We start from the raw sequence: 22,953 nt of genomic DNA on the forward strand, positions 1-22,953 counted from the left end.
CGGCGGGGAGCCGCGCCGATTTGCGCCGCTGGTCGATCTTTACCACGAGGCTGCCCGCCGTGCCGATCAGGATCAGGCTAAGCTGAAGACCAGCATTAACGTCCACGGTTTTGTCGCCGATACGACCGAGGCCGCCGCCGATCAGTTCTATGGCCCGCAGGCCGAGGTGATGAACCGCATTGGCCGAGAGCGTGGCTGGGGACCGACGAGCCGGACGCAGTTCGATCAGTCGCGCGGGCCGAACGGCGCTCTCTTCGTCGGTGATCCCGAAACCGTGGCCGAGAAGATCGTCGCGCATCACAAGCTGTTCAAGAATGACCGCTTCCTGCTGCAAATGGCGATCGGCTCGATGCCGCATGATCAGATCATGCGCGGCATCGAGCTCTACGGCACGAAAGTCGCGCCGCTTGTCAGAAAGGCGTTGACTGAACAGGGCGGAGAGGCGAAAGCGATTGCTTGAGCCTTCGCGTCGGGAGTTTGCGGCGCGCGCGAGCCAGCCGGAAGCCGTGAATGATCATCTCGAACGACGACGAACTGACCAAGCTGAAAGAGATCGGCCGCATCTGCGCCAATGCGCTGCAGGCGATGGCGGCGGCGCTGGAGCCGGGCATCACCACGCTGGAGCTTGACGCCATCGGCCGCAAGGTGCTGGAAGACGCCGGCGCGCGTTCCGCGCCGGAGCTTGTCTATCGGTTTCCGGGCGCCACCTGCATCAGCGTCAATGAGGAAGTGGCGCACGGCATTCCCGGCCCGCGAGTGATCCAGGCCGGTGATCTCGTCAATCTCGACGTTTCCGCCGAGAAGGATGGTTTCTTTTCCGACACCGGCTCGTCCTTCGCCGTGCCGCCGGTCAAGCCGAAGATCGAACGTCTTTGCCGCGATGGCAAGCGGGCGCTCTGGGTCGGTCTGAATCAGGTGCGCAGCGGTGCGCCTTTCTCCAAGATCGGCCACGCCGTCGGTGCTTTCGCACAGAAGAACCGCTATACGCTGGTTGCCAATCTCGCCAGCCACGGCATTGGCCGTTCGCTGCATGAGGAGCCGGCCGAGGTATCCACCTGGGCCGACCCCGACGAGACCCGGATCATGCAGGACGGCCTGGTGTTCACCGTCGAGCCATTTTTGTCGCTCGGCGCCACCTGGGCGGAAGGCGGAGACGATGCATGGACGCTTTATGGCGATCCGCGCGCGCCGACGGTTCAGTTCGAACACACCGTCGTTGCCACCCGCAATGGTCCGATGATCCTGACGTTGGCTGATAGCTGAGCGGCCGGAGTGTTTCAGCGCTCCAGCCTCTCGTGTTCGACGTGATGCCAGGAATTGTTCTGGCTCAGTCTTCCGTCTTCGTCTCGCCGCGGATGATATCGGCGGCGGCCCGCTCGAGGATCGCTGCGATGCGTGCGCCCTCAGTCTTGCTCCAAGGGTGTTTTGAGCGCAGCGCTGCGTGCAGAAGGTGGCGAGCGCGGTGAACGTCGCCGGCCTCGCGGCCGAACGGGCCGTCACGACCTTCATCGCCGTTGTTCTCGCCGTCAAACGCGCGTTTGACATGCGCCATTCTCTCGCCGATAGCGCCCAGCTTGGCGAGCGTCGCTTCGACCAGCTCGCGGTTCTCTTCGACCCGCTTCTGGCCGCTTTCGGTGATGCGGTAGAGTTTCTTCGTGCCGCTTGCCTCGACTTCGGCCAGGCCGGTTTCTTCGAGATAGGTGAGGGCAGGGTAGATGACGCCCGGGCTCGGCACATAGAAGCCGCCGGAGCGCTCTTCCAGGGTCTTGATCAGTTCATAGCCATGGCGCGGCTGTTCGGAAAGCAAAGCGAGGATGATGAGCTGCAGATCGGCGGCGTCGAACTTCCGGCCGGTGCGAAACCCGCCGCCGAACATGCCGCCCTTGAAGCCTCTCATGAACTCTCTCCCATGCCTGCCGCGGGAATCGCGGCGTTCGCCATGTCGTAGGATATATGCCTCGACGGTGTCAAAGCTATCGCCGAACATATGATCTCTAAAGCCTTTCATAGTGTGTCTCCTGTTGGGGTGATGTGATTTTGTATCGTTAGTCATGTCGTACGATATATATCGTAAGATATCTCCTTGCAAGAGGACGGCAATTTTTTTGCAGAGTGAGGTGGGTGAGGCGTGTAGCGGAGCGGGAGAGCTGCCTATGGCTGGCTGAACAATTGCGTCACGATCACGGGATAAGCGATTACATTTGCGTAAGAATTCGGCGAGGTCGGTTGCCGCTTCTTGCGAACTGCCTTAGGTTCGCCGTTAACAAACGTCATTGCGGTTCGAAACCCCAATAAAGAAAGCTGCGCTTCTCGTGTTTCACTCTTTCTTCCCTCAGCCGAAATTGTTCTTCACGTCCATGTTGGTGTGGACCGTCATTTGTCTTGCTGTCTGGTATTCGTTTGGAGCGGACCTTGCGACGACCTACGGCATCGTTCCGCTACCGGAAGGTACAGAGCCTTATGACCTGACGTTCTTCCTGGTGGCCAGCAATGTCTGGTTCTACAGCTACTTCTTGCTTTGCGTCCTGTTGTTCTGTGCGGCGTGGCATATATTGGCGAAAGATCACCCGTGGAAGAACTGGTCGATCTGGGGTTCGGCGCTGATCGTTCTCGTCACGTATTTTTTGGTTCAGGCGGCGGTCGTTCTGAACAATTGGCGTCTTCCATTCGGAAATACCCTGCAAAATGCGCTTTCCAAACAAGGGAATGTTACTGCGTGGGATTTCTATAGTCTGTTCATCCTATTTGCAGAGCTCGCATTTCTCAGAATGTTTCTTCTGGTGATGACGGACTTCTTTACCAGCCATTACATATTCCGCTGGCGCACAGCGATGAACAATTTCTATATGTCGAAATGGGAAAAGCTGCGGCATATCGAGGGTGCGGCTCAGCGTGTTCAGGAAGACACGATGCGGTTTTCGACCATCCTCGAAGGGTTGGGCAGCAGCTTGATCAATTCGGTGATGACGCTAATCGTCTTCCTTCCCATTCTCTTCCAGCTTTCAAGCTACGTGACGGAGTTGCCGATCGTCGGTCAGATTGCGCATACACTGTTCTGGTTGTCGCTTTTTTGGTCTGTCTTCGGAACGCTTCTGCTCGCTATTGTCGGCATCAAGCTGCCAGGGCTCAACTTCCGTAATCAGCGCGTCGAGGCGGCCTATCGTAAGGAGCTGGTTTACGGCGAAGATCATGCGGACCGCGCTCAGCCAGCGACGGTCAAGGAACTGTTTGCCAATGTGCGGCGGAACTATTTCCGGATGTATTTTCACTATCTTTATTTCAATATCGCCCGCTATTTTTACATACAGGCCGACGGCATCTTCCTGACCATCATGCTTGTTCCTACGATCGTGGCGGGCAAGATCACTTACGGTATCTATCAGCAGATCCTGACTGCCTTTGGACAGGTGAGCGATTCCTTCCAGTACCTCGTTAGTTCCTGGACGACGATCATCGAGCTCCTGTCGATTCACAAGCGTCTCAAATCCTTCGAGGCGGCGATCGATGATGAGCCATTGCCGTCGATCGATCAGCGCTATTTGGAGCGTGAAGCGGGCGTCATTCACACGGATGGCTGACGAAACAAGGCCCCGGAAACGGGGTCTTTGTCATATGAGACGCAACGTCATGTCGGTCACGACCTCGTCTAGCCGTCGGTAAGTGAAATAAACTCCGCGTTTGCCGCACCACCAGCCCTTCGCTTTGGCTCAGGGCGTTCGTCGCTGCAACGACCCACCGGGTCGATTGCTCCAGCTTCGCTGGATCGCTCCTCACCCCTGCTGCGGTTTGCCGCGTGCCGCAATCATCGGGATCGCCTCGGAATAGCTGACGCAGGCGACGCCGTCTCTGTGGCAGACGTCGCTGACGAAGCGGTCGAGGGCGCGCCAATAGGCGCCGTCGTTCATTTCGACGAAGTGGAAGCCGAGCTGCAGCGGGATGCGGTCGCCGTTGTACTGCTTGTTGAAGGCAGCTTCGAAGGCGGCGAAGGTGCGGTCTTCATAGGTCTTGGAATTGGCCTTATCCTCGACGCCCTTGGAATGGCGGACATAGAGGTTGTAGTCCATGCCGATCACCAGACGGTTTTCGGGACCTTCGGGGATCAGTGGCAGGCCGAAGCGATAGAGGCCGTCGACCACCTGCGGCATCGCCGGACCCTTGGTGACGAGGCTTGCGTCATATTGAAAGCCCATCGCCTTTTCCGCCGGCACCAGCCCGTCGCTGGTGGAGAGATAGGGCGCGCGAAAACCCTTGACATCATGGGTGGCGAAATCTTCCCAGCCTTGCGGCTCCTTGTCCGCCAGCCCGACATTCTTCCAGGCGTCGCGCAGCGCCACGCGGGCGCTCATGAAATCTTGTTTCCAATCGGCGGCGCTCCATGTCTTGCCGTCGAAATGGCCGCAGGCATGGCTGGAAATATCGTGGCCTTCCACATGCGCGCCCCAGATGTTGGCGATGCGGGTCCGCACGTCGTCCTCGCTCTTGGCGAAGCCGACATTGGATTTGCCGGCCCGCTGTCCCGGCGCCTGATAGGCCTTGGCCTGGGCGCGGTTCATCAGGAAGGTGCAGGAGAGAAAGTAAGTGAAATGCGCGCCGTTGCGCGAGGCGATCTCGCGGCTCTTCGTCCACAGTGCGTTGTCGTGCGCGCCGTCGAAGGAAATCATCACCAATTGCCTAGGCTTCTCATCGGCCTGTGCCGCAACGGGAAGCGCCAGGGAAAGGGCGAGGGACGCAAAGGAGACAAAACGAAACATGGGCACCGCGATTATCTGAACGAGCATGCTTTCATCCGAAAGCCGCTACATACGTTTGGGGATCATGCCCCGGTTCCGTCGCTTCCTCTGCCGGAAATGCGGCAAAGCTACGGTGGCGCTGGTAATTTTCGCCATAATCGATACTGATGTCGTTACAACGGCACAACAGGATTTCCTCATGTCATTGCTTATTCTCGGCATCGTTCTTTTCCTCGGTCTCCACCTGATCCGCGTCGTCGCGCCGGAATTCCGCCGCTCGACGATCTCCAGCGTCGGCGAGTCCGGCTGGAAGATCGGTTATTCGATTGCCAGCGTGCTCACGCTGATTCTCCTGATCTATGGTTTCGGGCAGGCGCGCGATATGACCCCGATCTGGTCGCCACCATTCTGGATGAGCCACATCACGATCCTGCTGATGCTGTTCGCAATGATCTGTCTTGTCGCCTCGCTGTTGCCGGCGGGGCATATCGCGGTCAGGACAAAGCATCCGATGGTGCTGTCGGTGAAGATCTGGGCTCTCGCACATCTGCTGTCCAACGGCGACGGCGCCGCCATGCTGCTGTTTGCCGCCTTCCTCGCCTGGGGTGTCATTCTCAGGATTTCGCTGAAGAAGCGCGAGCGCGCCGGCGAAATTGTGCTGCGCCCGTTCGTGTCGGCCAAATACGATCTCTATGCGGTCGTCATCGGTGTCGTCGCCTGGGGATTGATCATTTGGAAGCTTCACGCGTGGATTATCGGGGTTTCGCCGCTCGTTATGTGACGATTTCTGCCATTCCCCCTTACAACAGCCGCAAAATGGGGTAGAAGGCGCCAGTAGAGCGGATGATTTTAGGTCGAATAGACCTAAAATCTGAATCCGCTCTAGCATCATGAGAGTAGAGCATGATGTCGTCCGAAAACCGCACACACTTTTCGGCATCATGCTCTAACCCATAAGCTCTTTTGGAATAATTTGGCCTGGGCCGGAGACGAGAATGGCATTCAATGACGACAGCTTCATCCGCGAGGTGAACGAGGAACTGCGTTCGGACCAATTGCGGTTCGTATGGCGCCGTTTTGGCCGGGTTATCATCGGCGCTGCCGTGCTTATCGTTGTCGGCACCGCCGCTTATAGCGGCTACCGTTACTGGTCTGGTCAGCAGGCAGGCAACAGCGGCGATCAGTTCATTTCCGCACTGACTCTGGCCGATCAGAACAAGACGGACGAGGCGCTGGTAGCCCTTGCCGCCATCGAGAAGGATGGCAGCGGTTCCTATCCGCTGTTGGCGCGCATGCGCGCCGCCACGCTGCAGGCACAGAAGGGCGATACTGCCGGCGCCATTGCCGCTTTCTCGGCGATCGGCAAGGAAACGGGTCTTCCGACCGTAATCCGCGATGCAGCTCGCCTGCGCGCCGCCTATCTGCTGGTCGATACCGGCACCTATGATCAGGTTGCGGCCGAGGCGCAGGAACTGGCGGTGCCCGCCAATACGTTCCGGCACTCGGCACGCGACGTATTGGGCCTTGCCGCTTACAAGGCAGGCGATTTCGCCAAGGCGCGGCAGTGGTTCCAGGCGATCGTCGACGATCCTCAGAGCCCGCGCAATGTCGGCAATCGCGCCCAAATGCTGCTTGACCTCATCACCGCATCCGGCAAGGCTCCGGCTGCAAACGGCTGAAGGGTAAATCATTAAATGAGTTTCACGGTTGCGATCGTCGGTCGCCCGAATGTCGGCAAGTCCACCCTTTTCAACCGTCTGGTTGGCAAGAAGCTGGCGCTCGTCGATGATACGCCGGGCGTCACGCGGGACCGTCGTCCCGGCGAGGCCAAGCTGATCGATCTCCGCTTCCGCATCGTCGATACCGCCGGTCTCGAAGAAGCGGACGAAGAGACGCTCGAAGGCCGCATGCGCGCCCAGACCGAGCTGGCGATCGATGAGGCCGACCTGACGCTGTTCGTCGTCGATGCCAAGATGGGCTTGACGCATGTCGACAAGACGCTGGCGGAAATGCTGCGCAAGCGCGGCCGTCCCGTCGTGCTGGTTGCCAACAAATCCGAAGCGCGTGGCTCCGACAGCGGCTTCTACGATGCCTATACGCTCGGTCTCGGCGATCCTTGCCCGATCTCGGCCGAACATGGCCAGGGGATGATGGATCTGCGCGACGCGATCGTCGAGGCGATTGGTCACGACCAGGCCTTCCCGCCCAGGGATGACGAAGCGGAGACGAATGTCAGCATTCCGCGTTCCGCCGTCGGCGAAGACGGCGAGGAGATCGACGAAGAACCGGCTTACGACGAGACCCGGCCGTTGCGCGTTGCCATCGTTGGCCGCCCGAATGCCGGCAAGTCGACGCTGATCAATCGCTTTCTCGGCGAAGACCGGCTGCTGACCGGCCCGGAAGCCGGCATCACGCGCGATTCCATTTCGGTCGACTGGACCTGGCGTGGCCGTACCGTCAAGATGTTCGATACCGCCGGTATGCGCCGTAAGGCCAGGGTAACCGAGAAGCTGGAAAAGCTCTCCGTCGCCGATACGCTGCGCGCCATCCGTTTTGCCGAGACCGTGGTCATCATTTTCGATGCTACCATTCCCTTCGAGAAGCAGGATCTGCAGATCGTCGATCTGGTTATCCGCGAAGGTCGCGCCGCCGTGATCGCCTTCAACAAGTGGGACATGATCGAGGATCGCCAGGCCGTGCTTGCGGACCTTCGCGAAAAGACCGATCGGCTGCTGCCGCAGGCGCGCGGCATCCGCGCCGTGCCGATCGCCGGCCAGACGGGTGACGGCTTGGATCGGCTGATGCAGGCGATCGTCGACACCGACAAGGTCTGGAACAAGCGTATCGCCACCGCCAAGCTCAATCGCTGGCTGGAAACGCAGCAGGTTCAGCATCCGCCACCGGCCGTATCGGGACGGCGCATCAAGCTGAAATACATGACACAGGTAAAGGCGCGTCCGCCGGCCTTCATGATTTCCTGCACGCGTTCGGATTCGCTGCCGGAATCCTACGTGCGCTACCTCATCAACGGGCTGCGAGCGGATTTCGCCATGCCGGGCGTGCCGATCCGCATCCATTTTCGCACGTCGGAAAATCCCTACGAGACGAAGAAGAAGCGGTGACGGCCTGAAGGATCAGGCCGCGCCCTTGTTCAGTGCTTCGCGCAGCGTGACGATTTCCGCTTTCAACCGCTTCAGCTCGGCTGCCGTTGTGTTTGATGCATCAAGGATGCAGGCGGGGATGCCGGCTGCTTTCTTTTTCAGGCCTACGCCCTCGCTCGTCAGGCGGATCAGTACCTGCCGCTCGTCTTCCTTGCTGCGGGTACGCTGGATGAAGCCTGCGACTTCCAGACGCTTCAGTAGCGGCGTCAGCGTGCTTGATTCAAGAAACAGCTTCTCGCCGATGCCGCCGACCGTTTGGCCATCCTCTTCCCACAGCGTCACCATGACGAGATATTGCGGGTAGGTGAGGTTCAGCTCGTCAAGCATCGGTTTGTACAGCCGGTTCATCGCATGGTTCGCCGAATAGAGGGCGAAGCATATGAAGTTATCCAATTTCAATAGGTCGTCGGTCATCTCTAACACTCCGTCGGGAGCCTATTTAAGTCGTGCGATAAACAATCGTAATCATAAAAATGCATGACTGCCATGCATGGTTCCCGATTTCCTGAAAAATGGTTGTTGAATTTCGCGAGCGCCGTTTGCCGGGCACGCGGGAGTTGGTCGTGACGCGGACCGCGTCCCCTCGTCGTCTACCGATCGAGGACAATATCGAGCTGATAGGCGTCTTGCACGGCGCGCAACAATGGCCGGCGATCGACGGTGAATAGCAGGAACCTAGTGTTTGCGAACCAACACCCGGCCACGATGGTTGGCAACGCGGACGTTGCCAATGAATTGTGTCGTGGCGGCTTCCCAGGAATAGTTGAGCGCCAGCGCGCGAGCGGCCTCGCGGGAGGAGGAGAGTGCGGCGCGGCAAGCTTCTCCCAGATCATCATTGACGACGCCGGCTGTTTCGTCGCCGGCAAGAATGTCGGCGGGGCCGGTGACGGGATAGGCGGCGACGGGAACGCCGCTTGCCAGCGCTTCGAGGATGGCATTGCCGAATGTGTCGGTCTTCGACGGGAAGACGAAGACGTCGGCCTGCGAATAGGCGTGTGCGAGGGCCTCGCCGAACTTCGAGCCGAGGAAATGCACCTTCGGATAGAGCTTCTGCAGTTCGGCGCGCGCCGGGCCGTCGCCGACGACGACCTTTGAGCCCGGCAAGTCGAGGTCGAGGAAAGCCGGCAGGTTTTTTTCCAGCGCGACGCGACCGACGGTCATGAAAATCGGGCGGGGCAGGCCGAAGGGATTTTCCTCCAGCGGCTGCGGACGAAACAGCGTCGAGTCGATACCACGGCTCCAGGGCAGCAGATTAGAGATACCCTTCTGCTTGAGCTCGTAGGCAAGGCTCGGTGTGGCGACCATGCAGCCGAAGCCGGCATTGTGGAACCATTTGACGAAGGCATAGAGCCAATTTTGCGGGATCGGCAGCCGGGCGGCGACATATTCGGGGAAGCGGGTGTGGTAGCTGGTCGAAAACGGCATGCCGTTCTTCAGGCACCAACGCCTGGCCGTCAGTCCGAGCGGGCCTTCCGTGGCGATATGCACATAGGTCGGTTGAGCCGCTTCGATCCGGGTTGCGACCTTGCGGTAGCTTGCGATCGACAGGCGGATTTCCGGATAGGTCGGGCAGGGAATGTTGCGGAAGCCTTCCGGCGTGATCATGGTTACATCAACCCCGATGCGCGCCAGTTCGCGGTTGGTGTTTTCGATCGATCGCACAACGCCGTTCACCTGCGGATGCCAGGCATCGCTGACGATGAGCAAGCGCTCGGGCACTGCGACCGGGGTCGCAGCCTGATCCCATATCTCGTGATCGATGTCCGACAAACGTTGCAACATGTCCAAAACGTTCCATCCGCACCGCACCTCATGGTGCCGGTACAACCAAATGCGGTGCAACAAAGGTGATTCCCGCGCCTGTTCTATTGTGCGGGTTGTCCATGATGGAAATATTACAGCGCTCAGCCGGCCAGCTGGAGCTTCTCCGGGGGTACCAGGGCGCCATGTTCCTGGATGACTTTCGCGGCGATCTCGGCGGCGAAACGGGCGGCGGCGACGGGATCGTCATGCTCCAGATAATGGGCAAGGAAACCGCCGTTGAAGCTATCGCCGGCGCTGGTGGTATCGACGACCTTGGCGACTTTCACGGCCGGAACCAGAGTCTCGCCGGCGTCGGTGCCGATGGTCGCACCTTCGGGGCCGTTCTTGACGACAACCATATTGGCGCCGTGCTGGCGATAGCGGCGGATGGTGCCGGCAATCGAGTCGTCGCCGAAATGTGCAGCCTCGTCGTCGAAGCTCGGCATGACCAGCGTCGAGGCGCGGGCGCCTTCGCCGATCAGGGTGTGCATGGCGTCGAGGCTCGACCAGAGGCGCGGACGAATATTGGGGTCGAAGGCCACCAGCTTGCCGATGGCCTTGGCGCGGCGAAGTTCGGCGAGCAGCGTTTCGGCATCCTCATGCGAGAGGATCGCCAGGGTGATGCCGGAAAAATAGAGGACGTCGGACGCTTCGATCGCGGTGCGCAACTGGTCGCCATCGGCGGCGAGCTGGCGGGCGGCGGAGCTGTCGCGCCAATAGCTGAAGGAGCGTTCGCCGTCCTTCAGATTGATCATGTAGAGGCCGGGTGTCTTGCCGCGAAGGCGGCGGATATTGGCCGTGCCGATGCCGTGTGCAGTCATGAAAGCGAGCATCTCGTCGGACATGGTGTCATCGCCGAGTGCGGTGAAATAATCGATCGCCCAATCTTGCGGCAGGCAGGCGCGGGCATACCAGGCGGTGTTGAAGGTATCGCCGGCAAAGCCCTTGCGCAGGTGACCGTCCTTGGCCTGCGACAGCTCCACCATGCATTCGCCGATCGATAGAAAACGCCCGCCCAAGACTTGCCTCCCGCAGTTTGCCTGCTTGCTGCATACCCGCATGGGACCGCTTGGGCAAGGTGGACGGCGGGCTCCGCCGTCCACTTTTGCTGCCTTAGGGCAAGTCCATATGATAGCACGCCGCAGTCTGGCCGGGGCGGACCTGCTCGGTTGGCGGCGCCTTCGTCCGACAGATATCCGTCGCCTTCCAGCAGCGCGGCGAGAAGACGCAGCCGGGCGGCGGATAGAGCGGCGAGGGCGGATCGCCCTGCAGGCGGATGCGCTCGCGACCGCGCGCCAGTTTCGGATCGGGGATCGGTGCCGCCGAGAACAGCGCCTGCGTATAGGGATGTGCCGGATGGTCGAAGACGGTAGCGGCGCTGCCTGCTTCCACGACCTTGCCGAGGTAGAGCACCAGCACGTCGTCCGAGATCAGACGCACGACGGAGAGGTCGTGGCTGATGAAGATCAGCGTCAGGCCGAACTCCTTGCGCAGCTTGCGCAGAAGCGTGATCACCTGGCCCTGGATCGAGACGTCGAGCGCGGAGACCGGCTCGTCGCAGACGATCAGTTTCGGCCGTGTGATGACGGCGCGGGCGATGCCGATGCGCTGTGCCTGTCCGCCGGAGAATTCGTGCGGATAGCGATTGATCATCTCCGGCACCAGGCCGACCGCCGCCATGATCTCGCGCACGCGGTCCTGCCGCTGTGCTCTCGTGAGCTTCGGCTCGAATACGGTGAGTGGTTCGGCGATGATGTCGCCGACGGTCATGCGCGGGTCGAGTGAGGCGATCGGATCCTGAAAGATGATCTGCATGTCGCGGCGGGCGGCGCGCATTTCCTCTTCGGACAGATCCAGGAGGTTGCCGCCCTGCCACATGATCCGGCCCTTCTGCGCCTTGATCAGCCGCAGGATCGAGCGGCCGAGTGTGGACTTGCCGCAACCGGATTCGCCGACGATGCCGAGCGTGCGCCCGGTCTTCAGCTCGAAACTGACATCGTTGACCGCCGTCAGGATCAAGGGCGGCTTGAAGAAGGATTTCGAGGGAAGCTCAAATTCGGTGGTCAGGTGCTCGACCTTCAGAAGCGTTTGCTCAGCCATGGACGAGGCTCCGTTCCTGATTAGCCGAAAGGGGATGGAAACAGGCGGCGCAACGCTGTGATGCCAGCTGATTGAGCGGTGGCGCCGCGTCAAGACAGTCGTCCTGTACATGGGCGCAGCGCGGCGAGAAGGAACAGCCGCGCGGCAGGTGCATCAGGTTCGGCGGACGGCCGGGAATGACGGCGAGATCGTCGACGTCCTGATCCGGCCGTGGGATCGAGGCGTGCAGCGCTGCGGTATAGGGATGAGCCGGGTTTTCGTAGAGCTCCTCGACGGGTGCTTCCTCGACGATGCGGCCGGCATACATGACGGCGACACGATCGGCGAGGCCGGCGACGACGCCGAGATCGTGGGTGATCATCACCAGCGCTGTGTTCATCTCCGCCGTCAGCTCGTTGAAGAGATCGAGGATCTGGGCCTGGATGGTGACGTCGAGCGCGGTGGTCGGCTCGTCGGCGATCAAGAGCTTCGGCTTGGTCAGCAGTGCCATGGCGATGACGATGCGCTGCCGCATGCCGCCGGAGAGCTCGTGCGGATAGAGGTTGAAGCGCCGGGAGGGGTCGGGAATGCCGACACGCTTCAACATGTCCAGTGCGGCCGTCGAGGCAGCGCGTGCGGACAGTCCGCCATGGACCTCGAGCTGTTCGGTCAGCTGTCGCGAGATGCGCAGCGACGGATTGAGGGCTGTCATCGGGTCCTGGAAGACCATCGCCACATCCTTGCCGCGCACATGATCGAGTTCGCGCGGCTTCAGTTTTAGGATGTCCTTGCCGTCCAGCAGTGCCTGGCCGCTGGTACGGCCGTTCTTGGCGAGCAGGCCCATCAGGCCGAGGAAGGTCTGGCTCTTGCCGGAACCGGACTCGCCGACGATGGCAATGCGTTCGCCACGGCCGATCTTCAGGTTCATTTTTGAGACGGCGGCAACTTCACCCTCCGGCGTGCGGAAGGTGATGGAGTAGTCTTTGAGTTCGAGAAGTGTTTCTGTCATGTCAGCGATCCTTCGGATCGAAAGCGTCGCGCAGGCCGTCGCCGATGAAGAGCAGGCTCATCAGCAGGGCAACGAGGAAGCCGGCGGGGAAGAACAGGAGCCAGGGCGTGGTCTCCATGCCGGCCGACCCCTCGGCGATCAGCGTGCCGAGCGAAGTCAGCGGTTCCTGCACGCCAAAGCCGAGATAGGACAGGAAACTCTCCGTGGCGATGATCTCGGGGATGGTGAGCGTTGCATAGATGACAACCGGTCCGACGAGGTTCGGAACGATATGCTTGAGGATGATCTTGAACGGCCGCTGGCCGGAAGCCCGCGCCGCCTCGATGAATTCCCGCTGCTTGATGGACAGCGTTTGGCCACGCACGATGCGCGCCATGGTCAGCCATTCAAGCGCACCGATCGCCGCGAACAGCAGGTAGACGTTGCGGCCGAAGATCACCATCAGCAGGATGACGAAGAGGACGTAGGGCAGCGCGTACATGATATCGACGAAGCGCATCATGATGGCGTCGACACGGCCACCGAAATAGCCCGACACGGCGCCGTAAAGCACGCCGATGACGACCGAGACCAGGGTGGCGACGAGCGCGACGGTCAGTGAAACGCGTGTGCCGTAGAGCGTGCGCGCTAGAAGATCACGACCGTTGCCATCTGTGCCGAAATAGTGGCCGGCGGCGAAGTCCGGCGCGCCTCGGAAGGAGTTCCAATCCGGATCTTCATAGTTGAAGGGAAGCAAGCTCGGGCCGACGATGGCGATGAGGACCAAAACTGCCAGCACAATGAGCGAGAGTGCGGCTGCCTTGTTGCGCAGCAGGCGGCGCATCGCGTCGCCCGAGAGAGAACGTCCTTTCGGTGCGAGCCCCTCGGCTGCAAGCAACTCCGCTTCCAGTAGTTCTCGTTTGGCGGAATTGAGGATCATCGCATTCTCACTTTCGGGTCGAGCCAGGCGTAGGCGATGTCGACGATGAGGTTGAGGACCACGATCAGAACCATGTAGAAAATGACCGTGCCGAGGACCATGCCGTAATCGCGATTGAGCGCCGCACCGACGAAGTAGCGGCCGATGCCGGGAAGGCCGAAGATGCTTTCCACCACCAGTGAACCGGTGAGCAGATAGCTTGCCGCCGGCCCGAGATAGGAAACGACGGGCATCATCGCCGGCTTCAGTGCGTGACGCATCACTGTCAGCCGCGGGCCGATGCCCTTGGCCTTGGCTGTGCGGATGAAGTTCTGGCCCATTACCTCGATCATCGAGCCGCGCATCAGGCGTGAGATGCGCGCCGCGTGCGGCAGGGTCAGAACGATGATGGGCAGGACCAGGAACCGGATCGAGCCGTCGCCCCAGCCGCCGACCGGCAGCCAGCCAAGCGTGTTGCCGAAGATAAGCTGGAGGATCGGGGCAATCAGGAAGCTCGGCATGACGAGGCCGAGAAGCAGCCCTCCGCCCAGCCAGTAATCGGCGCTGCGGTTCTGATACAGCGCCCCAAGACAGCCGACGAAAACGCCGATGACCGTGGCGAGCACGAAGGCCGCGCCGCCGATGGTCAGCGTGTAGGGGAAGCCGGACATGATCTGCTGGGTGACGGTGAAATCCTGGTTGGCGAAGGAGGGGCCAAGATCGCCCTTCAGCACATCGCCGACATAGATCAGATATTGCTCGACCAGCGGCTTATCGAGATTGTAGTGGGCCGCGAGGTTGGCTTTGACTTCCGGCGGCAATGGCCGTTCGCCATCGAAAGGGCCGCCAGGAGCGAGGCGCAAAATGAAAAAACACACTGTCACGGCAATCCACAAGACGGGGATTGTCGACAGCAGACGACGGAGAGCGTAACGGAACATGGGTGCGTTGAGGCCCCGCCCGGCAAGAGCGGGCAGGGCCTTTTCCTATTATTGTTTGATGGACAGCCAGCGGGTACGGTGAATGTCCTGAATATTGTCCACGAAGCCTTCAACCTTCGGTGCAACGATATTCTGCGAAACATAATAGTAGATCGGGATCGCCGCGCTGTCGTCGAGCGCCAGCTGTTCGGCCTTCTTGTAGATCTCGGCACGCTTCTTCAGATCGATCTCTTCGTTGCCCTGCTTGATCAGCGCATCGTAATCCTTGTTGCTCCAGCGGCCGTAATTCATTTCGACGCCGGTCGACAGCAGGTTCAGGAAGTTGATTGGGTCGTTGTAGTCGGCGAGCCAGCCGGCACGGCCGATCTGTACTTCGCCGCGCTGCATCTCGTCGTAATGCACCTTGGTTTCGGTGTTGTAGAGCTCGATCTCCACGCCAAGCGGTTTCCACATGGCGGCGATCGCAACGGCGATACGCTTGTGGTTGTCGTTGGTGTTGTAGCGGAGTTGCGCCTTCAGCGGATGGTCGGGGCCGAAGCCTGCTTCCTTGAGCAGTTTCTTGGCCTCTTCGACCTTCTGCTTGTAGGGCTCGTCCTTCCAGCTGACATAGGCCGGTTCGCCATAATTGGCGGTGCCCGGCGGCACCCAGGAATAGGACGGCAGTTCGCCGGTGCCGAGGATCTTCGGGCCGATGACTTCGCGGTTGACGGCCATGGAGAGGGCCTGACGGACGCGCTTGTCGTTGAAGGGCGGCTTGGTGGAGTTCAGGACGTAGTAATAGGTGCCGAGGAACGGAACGACATGCGCCTGACCAGGAAGGTTCTTCTGGATCCACTCATACTGGTCGGCGGGGAACGAGGTCAGGATGTCAAACTCGCCGGCGCGGTAGCGCTTCAGCGCCGCAGCCTGGTCTTCCAGCGTATAGTAGTTGACGTTGTCGATCTTGATGTCCTTGGCGTCGTAATACTGATCGCTCTTGACCATGCTGACATGCGAACCGGGCACCCATTCGGTGGGCTTGTAGGGGCCGTTGGTGACGATGTTGCCGATCTTGACCCACTCGTCGCCCTTGGCTTCAACGACATGCTTCGGCACCGGATAGGCCGTGTAGTGCATCAATGCGTTGAGGAAGTAGGGGGTGGGGTTTTCGAGCGTGATTTCCAGCGTCTTGTCATCGATCGCCTTGACGCCGAGCTGGCTCAGATCCTTGATCTCGCCCTTGTTGATCTTCTCCGCGTTCAGGATCGTATATTGCAGGTAGGCATATTGGGCGGCGGTTTTGGGGTCCATCAGGCGCTGGAAGGAGAAGACGAAGTCGCTCGCGGTCACCGGCGTGCCGTCGGACCATTTGATGCCGTCGCGCAGCTTGAAGGTATAGACCTTCTGGTCCGGGGAAATGGTCCAGCTTGCAGCCTGGCCAGGGATGGGGTTGTCCTTGGGATCTTCGGTCACCAAGCCTTCGAAAATATCACCGTCGATGCGATTTTCCCAGTCGCCGGAAATCTTCTGTGGGTCGAGCGACGTGGGGTCGCCGCCATTGTGGATATTGAGGGTCGCCGCATGTGCGGAAACGCTCAATAAGGTGCCGACGAACGCCGACGCGATGAATTTTCGAGTGAAATAAGCCATATCTATTCCCCACCTTTCTGGAGTTACGGACCTTGTTTTTTCAAGGTTATTTTAGTTCCGCAGATGACCTGGACGTGCAGGTCAATGTCGCAAGTTATCTGAAGCAACGTCGCTTTCAAGCCCCCCAGACGAATCGCCGCTGGTGGTCGGGAGTTTTGCAGCCTGGGAGTTTTGCGAAATCAGCCTCATAAAACCTGCGCGTTCAATTCAAGTGACGCGCTTCCCCGATTGGCAGCTTGCCGCCTCAAGTTTAGTGTGCGACTTGAAGGAACCCTTATGAAATCGAGGCGGATTGTTGATGACATCAGCGGACAAGACGGCGGGAGCCGATTGGTGGCGTGGAGCGGTAATCTATCAGGTCTATCCGCGATCGTTTCAGGATACCGACGCCAATGGGCTCGGCGATATCAAGGGCATCACCCGCCGCCTGCCGCATATCGCCTCGCTCGGTGTCGACGCCATCTGGCTGGCGCCGTTCTTCACCTCGCCGATGGCGGATATGGGCTATGACGTCGCAGATTATTGCGATGTCGATCCGATCTTCGGGACGCTCGCCGATTTCGACGAGATGATGACATCGGCGCATGCGCTCGGTCTCAAGGTCATCATCGATCAGGTGATCTCACATACATCGGACCGCCATCCCTGGTTCGTGGAGAGCCGGGCAAGCCGCGACAATCCCAAGGCGGACTGGTATGTCTGGGCCGATCCGAAGCCGGACGGCACGGCGCCGAACAACTGGCTGTCGATCTTTGGCGGGCCGGGCTGGGAATGGGATGGCGTGCGCCGGCAATATTACCAGCATAATTTCCTGACCTCGCAGCCGGACCTGAATTTCCACAATAGCGAAGTCCAGGACGCCTTGCTGGCGACGGTCAAGTTCTGGCTCGACCGCGGCGTCGACGGCTTCCGGCTGGATACGGTCAACTACTATTTCTGCGACAAGCAGCTGAGGGATAATCCGCCCGCGGCGAGCGTGGTCGGCGGGCTGGATGCGCCGGAGAGCAATCCCTATGGCATGCAGAATCATCTCTACGACAAGACGCAGCCGGAAAATATCGATTTCCTGAAACGTTTCCGCGCGCTGCTCGATCAGTATGAGGGACGTACGACGGTCGGCGAAGTCGGCGATGGCGCCCGCTCGCTACAGACGGTGGCCGCCTATACCAGCGGCGGCGACAAGCTGCATATGTGCTATACCTTCGATCTGCTCGGACCGGATTTCACGCCGGCGCATTTCCGCCGTTGCGTCGGCGATTTCCAGGCCAATGTCGCCGACGGCTGGGTCTGCTGGGCTTTCTCCAACCACGACGTTAACCGCCATGTCAGCCGCTTCGCCGCAACCGAGGCCGAGCAGCCGCGTGTAGCCAAGCTGGCGATTTCGCTGCTGTCGACCTTGCGCGGCTCGATCTGCCTCTATCAGGGCGAGGAGCTGGGCCTGCCCGAGGCGGAGCTTTCTTTCGAGGATCTGCGTGATCCCTACGGCATCCGCTTCTGGCCGGCCTTCAAGGGGCGTGACGGATGCCGCACGCCGATGCCCTGGGAGGCGAGCCGCGTACATGCCGGCTTCACCACGGCGGAGAAATCATGGCTGCCAGTGCCCTATCAGCATGCCGCACTTGCCGTCGACAAGCAGGAGGCCGATCCGCAATCCGTGTTGCATCACTATCGCCAAACACTGGCTTTCCGGAAGCAGCATCCGGCACTGCTCGACGGCGACATGACCTTTCTCGATACCAAGGAAGATGTGCTCGCCTTCATGCGCAGCAAGGGCGACGAGACGTTGCTTTTCGTCTTCAATCTTTCGCGCGCGCCTGTGAAGGTTGCTCTACCGGAAGGGGTGAAGGTGGTGAAGGCTGTGCCGATGCCGGGCTTTGGAGCTGCCAACGCCGACGAGGTCATAACGCTTGCCGCATTGGACGTGTTTTGCGGGAAGGTTGACTGATCAACCGATCAGCATGAACTTGTCGACATCCACAAGACCTCGGTCCGAGATCTTCAGGTGCGGGATGACCGGCAGGGGCAGGAAGGCGAGCTGGAGGAAGGGTTCTTCCAGCGTCGCGCCGAGGGCATAGGCTGCCTGGCGCAGATGATGCAGCGTGTCGCGCACGCTTTCATAGGGCTCGAGGCTCATCAGGCCGGCAACGGGCAGGGCGATTTCGCCGGTGACGACGCCGTTTTCGACGACGACGAAGCCGCCGTTGATTTCGCTCAGACGGTTGGCGGCGCGGGCCATGTCGTCCTCGTTGACGCCGACGACGCAAATATTGTGGCTGTCATGGCCGACGGTCGAGGCGATTGCGCCTTTTTTCAATCCAAAGCCTTGAACGAAACCATTGGCATGGTTGCCATTCTTGCCGTGGCGCTCGATGACGGCGACCTTGATGATGTCGTTGCCGAGGTCGAGGTCGGTCTGGTTGCCCTTGAGCGGCAGACGGTAGCGGCGATGTTCGGTGATGATCTTGCCGGGGATAACGCCGATGACGGAGCTCTCGCCCTCTGCGACCGGCACGCCGAAATCGGCAGCATTGATCGGGCGTGCCCGGACGCTGTCGAGGCCGACCGGGGCGACCGGCTTGCGGGTGGCGAATAGCTCTGTCGTGACACGGCGACCCGCCGAGAACACCGTCTCAGCCTTGCAGCTCTCCAGGCTGTCGATGATGACCAGATCGGCGCGCCAGCCGGGCGCCACCAGGCCGCGATCGCGCAGGCCAAAGGCGCGGGCGGCGGAGATCGAGGCGGCGCGATAGATTGCCAGCGGCTCGACGCCATGGGCAATCGCCGTGCGGATCATATAATCGAGATGGCCCTGCTCGGCGATGTCGAGCGGATTGCGGTCGTCGGTGCAGAGCGCCAGATTGGGCGACAGCCGCTCGGTCAGGATCGGCATCAGGGCGTGCAGGTCCTTGGAAACCGACCCTTCGCGCACGAGAATATGCATGCCTTTGCGGATTTTTTCGAGGGCCTCCTCGGCGGTGGTCGATTCATGCTCGGTGCGGATGCCGGCTGAGAGATAGCCGTTGAGATCGTTGCCGCGCAGCAGCGGCGCATGACCGTCGATATGGCCGCCCTGGAAGGCGTCGAGCTTGGCCATGCAGATGGGGTCTTTATAGACGACACCCGGAAAATTCATGAATTCGGCAAGGCCGATGACCTTGGGATGGTTTCGAAAGGGCAGCAGCTTCTCGATCGGCAGATCGGCGCCGGAGGTTTCCAGATGCGTCGCCGGCACGCAGGAGGAGAGCTGGACGCGGATATCCATGATGGTCTCGAGCGAGCTGTCCAGGAAATACTGGATGCCCTCCGTGCCAAGCACATTGGCGATCTCATGCGGGTCGCAGATGACGGTCGTCACGCCATAGGGCAGAACGCAGCGGTCGAACTCATGCGGCGTCACCAGCGAGGATTCGATATGCAGATGCGTGTCGATGAAGCCGGGCACGACGATCCGGCCGGAAATATCGATCTCCTCGCGGCCCTGATAATCGCCGCAGGTGCCGACGATCCGGTCGCCGCAAATGGCGATGTCGGAAGCGACGAGTTCGCCCGTCACCAGATCGAAGAACCGCCCGCCCTTAAGCACGATATCCGCCGGCTCCCGGCCGACGCCCTGGTCGATATAGCGTTCGAGTTTGGCGGTCATGTTCATCCCTCGCATAAAGTTCGCCCCTCATATCCGACCATTCTGCGTTTGCAACAATGGGGACATGAGGGGCGGTGATTTCCTAAGACTAAGCCTCAGATATTATTCTGCAAGATCTCCCGGAGCTTTCCGAAGAGTTCGTCGATGTGGTGTTTTTCGATGATCAGGGGCGGGGAGAGAGCGATGATGTCGCCGGTGGTGCGGATCAGCAGGCCTTTTTCATAGGCTTTCAGGAAGGCGGTGAAGGCGCGCTTGGTGGGTTCGCCGGCAATGGGGGAGAGTTCGATTGCGCCGATCAGGCCGGTGTTGCGGATATCGATGACGTTGGGGCAATCCTTCAGCGAGTGCAGTGCGTCGGCCCAATAGTCCGAGAGTTCGGCGGCGCGGGTCAGCAGGCCTTCTTCCTTGTAGGTGTCGAGCGTGGCAAGTGCCGCGGCTGCGGCGATCGGGTTGCCGGAATAGGTATAGCCATGGAAGAACTCGATCATGTGCTCGGGTCCCTGCATGAAGGCGTCGTGGATTTCCGAGGTGACGAAGACCGCGCCCATCGGGATGACGCCGTTGGTCAGGCCCTTGGCTGTGGTGATGATGTCGGGGGTGACATCGTAATATTGGGCGGCGAAGGGCGTGCCGAGGCGGCCGAAGCCGGTGATGACCTCGTCGAAGATCAGCAGGATGCCGTGCTTGGTGCAGATTTCGCGCAGCTTCTGCAGGTAGCCCTTCGGCGGGATCAGTACGCCGGTGGAGCCGGCGACCGGCTCGACGATGACGGCGGCGATGGTGGAGGCGTCGTGCAGCGTGACGATGCGCTCCAGCTCGCTGGCGATATCGCCGCCATGCTCGGGCTCGCCGCGTGTGAAGGCATTCTTGCCGGGAACATGGGTGTGGGGCATGTGGTCGACGCCGGTCAGCAGCGTGCCGAACATTTTGCGGTTGGTGACGATACCGCCGACGGAAATGCCGCCGAAATTGACGCCGTGATAGCCGCGCTCGCGGCCGATCAGGCGGGAGCGGGAGCCGTTGCCCTTCACACGATGATAGGCAAGCGCCACTTTCAGCGCGGTCTCGACGGATTCAGAGCCGGAATTTGTATAGAGAACATGGTTCATGCCCTCGGGCGCGATATCCACCAGCCGGTTGGCCAGTTCGAAGGCCTTGGGATGGCCGAGCTGGAAAGCCGGCGCATAATCGAGCTCGCCTGCCTGCTGGCTGATGGCTTCTGTGATCTTCGGGCGACAATGTCCGGCGTTCACACACCACAGACCCGCCGTTCCATCCAGCACCTGCCGTCCGTCATGGGTGGTGTAGTACATGTCCTTGGCACTGACGAAGAGGCGCGGCTCCTTCTTGAACTGGCGATTGGCCGTAAACGGCATCCAAAAGGCGCTGAGATCGTTGGGGGTGGCGTTCAGACGGTTGGACATGCTGTTCTCCATGGCCTTTCGGGGCCATCTCCCGATCGCGGTAGAGGCCGCGTGATTATTGACTGTCTGGTCAAATTATCAGTCGGCCCCATGGCGTCAAGATGAAGCCGGGGGAGACGACGGAGGGTTCGGGGAAGGGAGGATGCGGTGATTTCGTTTTTAGTCTAGTTCTGTCTTGTCTTGTCTTGTTTGCTCAAGCCAAATCAGATCAGATCGCATCCAGTACGGAGAGAAGCGACTGGCGAACGCGATGGAGCCGTGGCGTGTGTCGCTGGTACGCAGATGGGACTAAACACGAAAAAGCTGGCAAATTGAAAATTTGCCAGCCAAATCAGATATATAATTGTGGTCATGAAAGCAGCCTGATCTTAAGGGTGGGACGTGTCCTCCCCCTGCGGATCATGCTCCGGCAGTCCTAGAGCCAGTTTTGGCTCTTAAGCAGCCGTTCTACTTTTTTCCGGTTCACAATAAATGTCTTCCAGCGTTTCCAGGACTCGGATGACCGACTCTGAAGTGCTGGAGTAGTAAATGGTTTGAGCATCGCGGCGGGTCTTTACCAGCTTCTGGGCACGAAGCTTCGAAAGATGCTGGGAAAGCGCAGATTGGCTGAGCCCCACTTGGTTGGCCAATACGCCGACCGGGACTTCACCCTTGACCAAGCTGCAAAGAATCATCAGGCGCTTGGGGTTCGCCATTGCAGATAGTAGTGCTGCCGCCACGTTGGAGTGGTCAGCCAAATTTCTTGTTTTCATCTCTTGATCTTCCTAATGCGGAGCGTACATCAGAAATTGCGTAATTTCTAAACCGGGGAGCTAACCCGATAGCTAACAATACCAAGTTGGGTGAAAGATTGTATATACCTAAATTTAAGGTATCGAGTATGCTATTTTAGATATGTGTAATTTAATGTCGTCTCCCGCCCATACGGGTAGGTCGAATTCCCCTCCGAACGTCCCATTTTCCCGAATTAGGTCGATTCCCGCCATATCCAGGTCGTAAATCCGCCACCACTCGCCCATTTTTCCCTCTGACCCACCCGTGATGGCCGAGGCTATGTTGGGCGGCGGGATACTAATTCTCGCACTATGGTGTCTGCCTCTTTCGCCAGCACTTCATTAGCCGCCGAAAGAATCATCAGATCGGAGCCCGGCAGAACAAAGGCTTTGCCGAAGCCGCCATTCAGGCTGGCGACAAGCGGGACGAGGCGAAAGAAGCAGAAATCCGGAAAATCGATGTAGAGCTTCGCCTTCGGATGGTGGGCGAGGAAACGTGAGCGGATGCGTTCATGCAGCGGATGTTCACGATCGACGCGCTCGGCATTGCATTGGACGCTGAGGCGTGGATGGGCGAGGGGATCGCCCTTGCCGGGCTCGCCGAAGAGCAAAGAGGAGCGCGGGTCCTTCGACAGCGCCTTGGTATGGGCTGAGAGGCTGGAGACGAGGATGACCGGCACGCCGTCGATATCGGTGCCGGTCAGAGCGCGGCTGACGGAGGGAAAGCCGGTCTCAGGATCGATGACGGCAAGTGCCGCGTAGCGGGCCGAATGTAAGAGGATACGCGCCTGTTTGCGCGCCTCCTCGTCGGTTTCCCGCAGCACGGACGGCTTGTCGTTCATCGTCTCTCTCCCGCAGGATAA

The 22,953-nt window shown here is 60.0% G+C and carries 20 protein-coding genes and 1 pseudogene; 7 read left to right on the top strand and 14 right to left on the bottom strand.

Annotated features, from left to right (window positions below; all coding sequences use genetic code 11):
• The coding region (locus PMI03_RS09625) for an LLM class flavin-dependent oxidoreductase (RefSeq protein ID WP_007692402.1) at window positions 1-460 on the top strand (460 nt) is incomplete at its 5' end.
• 50 nt (window positions 461-510) lie between these two features.
• Entirely contained in the window at window positions 511-1,263 is a 753-nt protein-coding gene (gene map / locus PMI03_RS09630; RefSeq protein ID WP_007692404.1) for a type I methionyl aminopeptidase, read from the top strand.
• Between the two features lie 64 nt (window positions 1,264-1,327).
• On the opposite strand, the gene PMI03_RS09635 is transcribed toward map, so the two are convergent.
• On the bottom strand, window positions 1,328-1,897 hold the full coding sequence (locus PMI03_RS09635) for a PadR family transcriptional regulator (RefSeq protein WP_039973754.1): 570 nt from the start codon (window positions 1,895-1,897) through the stop codon (window positions 1,328-1,330).
• A gap of 415 nt (window positions 1,898-2,312) precedes the next feature.
• On the opposite strand from PMI03_RS09635, the gene sbmA reads away from it, so the two are divergent.
• The gene (sbmA, locus tag PMI03_RS09640; RefSeq protein ID WP_012652007.1) at window positions 2,313-3,578 is read left to right on the top strand and encodes a peptide antibiotic transporter SbmA; all 1,266 of its coding nucleotides are present in this window, start codon (window positions 2,313-2,315) and stop codon (window positions 3,576-3,578) included.
• Between the two features lie 192 nt (window positions 3,579-3,770).
• Here the strand turns inward: sbmA and PMI03_RS09645 are convergent, their stop codons facing one another.
• Window positions 3,771-4,751 (bottom strand): polysaccharide deacetylase, encoded by a 981-nt coding sequence (locus PMI03_RS09645; protein ID WP_039973755.1) that lies wholly within the window; start codon window positions 4,749-4,751, stop codon window positions 3,771-3,773.
• 178 nt (window positions 4,752-4,929) lie between these two features.
• Between PMI03_RS09645 and PMI03_RS09650 the strand changes: the two genes are divergently transcribed.
• The 3 genes from PMI03_RS09650 (at window position 4,930) to der (ending at window position 7,852) form a co-directional block, all read left to right on the top strand.
• Entirely contained in the window at window positions 4,930-5,511 is a 582-nt protein-coding gene (locus PMI03_RS09650) for an NnrU family protein (RefSeq protein WP_007692409.1), read from the top strand.
• A gap of 214 nt (window positions 5,512-5,725) precedes the next feature.
• On the top strand, window positions 5,726-6,409 hold the full coding sequence (locus PMI03_RS09655; RefSeq protein WP_007692410.1) for a tetratricopeptide repeat protein: 684 nt from the start codon (window positions 5,726-5,728) through the stop codon (window positions 6,407-6,409).
• A 15-nt stretch (window positions 6,410-6,424) separates the two neighbouring features.
• Window positions 6,425-7,852: a ribosome biogenesis GTPase Der gene (der, locus tag PMI03_RS09660; protein WP_007692411.1), complete on the top strand. Its 1,428-nt coding sequence runs from the start codon at window positions 6,425-6,427 to the stop codon at window positions 7,850-7,852.
• 12 nt (window positions 7,853-7,864) lie between these two features.
• On the opposite strand, the gene PMI03_RS09665 is transcribed toward der, so the two are convergent.
• The 8 genes from PMI03_RS09665 to PMI03_RS09700 all read right to left on the bottom strand — a co-directional run bounded on the left by PMI03_RS09665 (window position 7,865) and on the right by PMI03_RS09700 (window position 16,250).
• The gene (locus PMI03_RS09665; RefSeq protein ID WP_007692412.1) at window positions 7,865-8,305 is read right to left on the bottom strand and encodes a MarR family winged helix-turn-helix transcriptional regulator; all 441 of its coding nucleotides are present in this window, start codon (window positions 8,303-8,305) and stop codon (window positions 7,865-7,867) included.
• A 261-nt stretch (window positions 8,306-8,566) separates the two neighbouring features.
• On the bottom strand, window positions 8,567-9,673 hold the full coding sequence (locus tag PMI03_RS09670; RefSeq protein ID WP_007692413.1) for a glycosyltransferase family 1 protein: 1,107 nt from the start codon (window positions 9,671-9,673) through the stop codon (window positions 8,567-8,569).
• A gap of 122 nt (window positions 9,674-9,795) precedes the next feature.
• Entirely contained in the window at window positions 9,796-10,713 is a 918-nt protein-coding gene (locus tag PMI03_RS09675) for a sugar kinase (protein WP_007692414.1), read from the bottom strand.
• 94 nt (window positions 10,714-10,807) lie between these two features.
• Window positions 10,808-11,794, bottom strand: coding sequence for an ABC transporter ATP-binding protein (locus PMI03_RS09680; protein WP_007692415.1), 987 nt, complete (start codon window positions 11,792-11,794; stop codon window positions 10,808-10,810).
• On the bottom strand, window positions 11,787-12,782 hold the full coding sequence (locus PMI03_RS09685) for an ABC transporter ATP-binding protein (protein WP_007692416.1): 996 nt from the start codon (window positions 12,780-12,782) through the stop codon (window positions 11,787-11,789). Before PMI03_RS09685 ends, PMI03_RS09680 begins: the two co-directional genes overlap by 8 nt.
• Window position 12,783: 1 nt before the next feature.
• Window positions 12,784-13,701 carry an ABC transporter permease gene (locus PMI03_RS09690; RefSeq protein WP_007692417.1) on the bottom strand — a complete coding sequence of 306 codons (918 nt, stop codon included), beginning with the start codon at window positions 13,699-13,701 and terminating at the stop codon, window positions 12,784-12,786.
• On the bottom strand, window positions 13,698-14,621 hold the full coding sequence (locus tag PMI03_RS09695; RefSeq protein WP_007692419.1) for an ABC transporter permease subunit: 924 nt from the start codon (window positions 14,619-14,621) through the stop codon (window positions 13,698-13,700). Before PMI03_RS09695 ends, PMI03_RS09690 begins: the two co-directional genes overlap by 4 nt.
• Window positions 14,622-14,669: 48 nt before the next feature.
• The gene (locus PMI03_RS09700) at window positions 14,670-16,250 is read right to left on the bottom strand and encodes a peptide ABC transporter substrate-binding protein (protein ID WP_007692421.1); all 1,581 of its coding nucleotides are present in this window, start codon (window positions 16,248-16,250) and stop codon (window positions 14,670-14,672) included.
• A gap of 298 nt (window positions 16,251-16,548) precedes the next feature.
• On the opposite strand from PMI03_RS09700, the gene PMI03_RS09705 reads away from it, so the two are divergent.
• Window positions 16,549-18,195, top strand: coding sequence for an alpha-glucosidase family protein (locus PMI03_RS09705; RefSeq protein ID WP_007692424.1), 1,647 nt, complete (start codon window positions 16,549-16,551; stop codon window positions 18,193-18,195).
• Here PMI03_RS09705 and ade read toward each other — a convergent pair whose 3' ends face one another.
• The 4 genes and pseudogenes from ade to PMI03_RS09725 form a co-directional block, all read right to left on the bottom strand.
• A complete protein-coding gene (gene ade / locus PMI03_RS09710; protein WP_039973757.1) occupies window positions 18,196-19,893 on the bottom strand; it encodes an adenine deaminase in 1,698 nt (565 codons plus the stop codon). It abuts the gene before it with no gap.
• Window positions 19,894-19,988: 95 nt separating this feature from the next.
• Window positions 19,989-21,317 (bottom strand): aspartate aminotransferase family protein, encoded by a 1,329-nt coding sequence (locus PMI03_RS09715; protein WP_007692426.1) that lies wholly within the window; start codon window positions 21,315-21,317, stop codon window positions 19,989-19,991.
• Between the two features lie 434 nt (window positions 21,318-21,751).
• Window positions 21,752-22,069, bottom strand: coding sequence for a helix-turn-helix transcriptional regulator (locus tag PMI03_RS09720; protein ID WP_007692427.1), 318 nt, complete (start codon window positions 22,067-22,069; stop codon window positions 21,752-21,754).
• 114 nt (window positions 22,070-22,183) lie between these two features.
• Window positions 22,184-22,932, bottom strand: a pseudogene (locus tag PMI03_RS09725) (HugZ family protein).
• Between the last annotated feature and the right edge of the window lie 21 nt (window positions 22,933-22,953).

Origin of the sequence: Rhizobium sp. AP16, assembly GCF_000281735.1 — a bacterium.
Lineage (GTDB): Bacteria > Pseudomonadota > Alphaproteobacteria > Rhizobiales > Rhizobiaceae > Rhizobium > Rhizobium rhizogenes.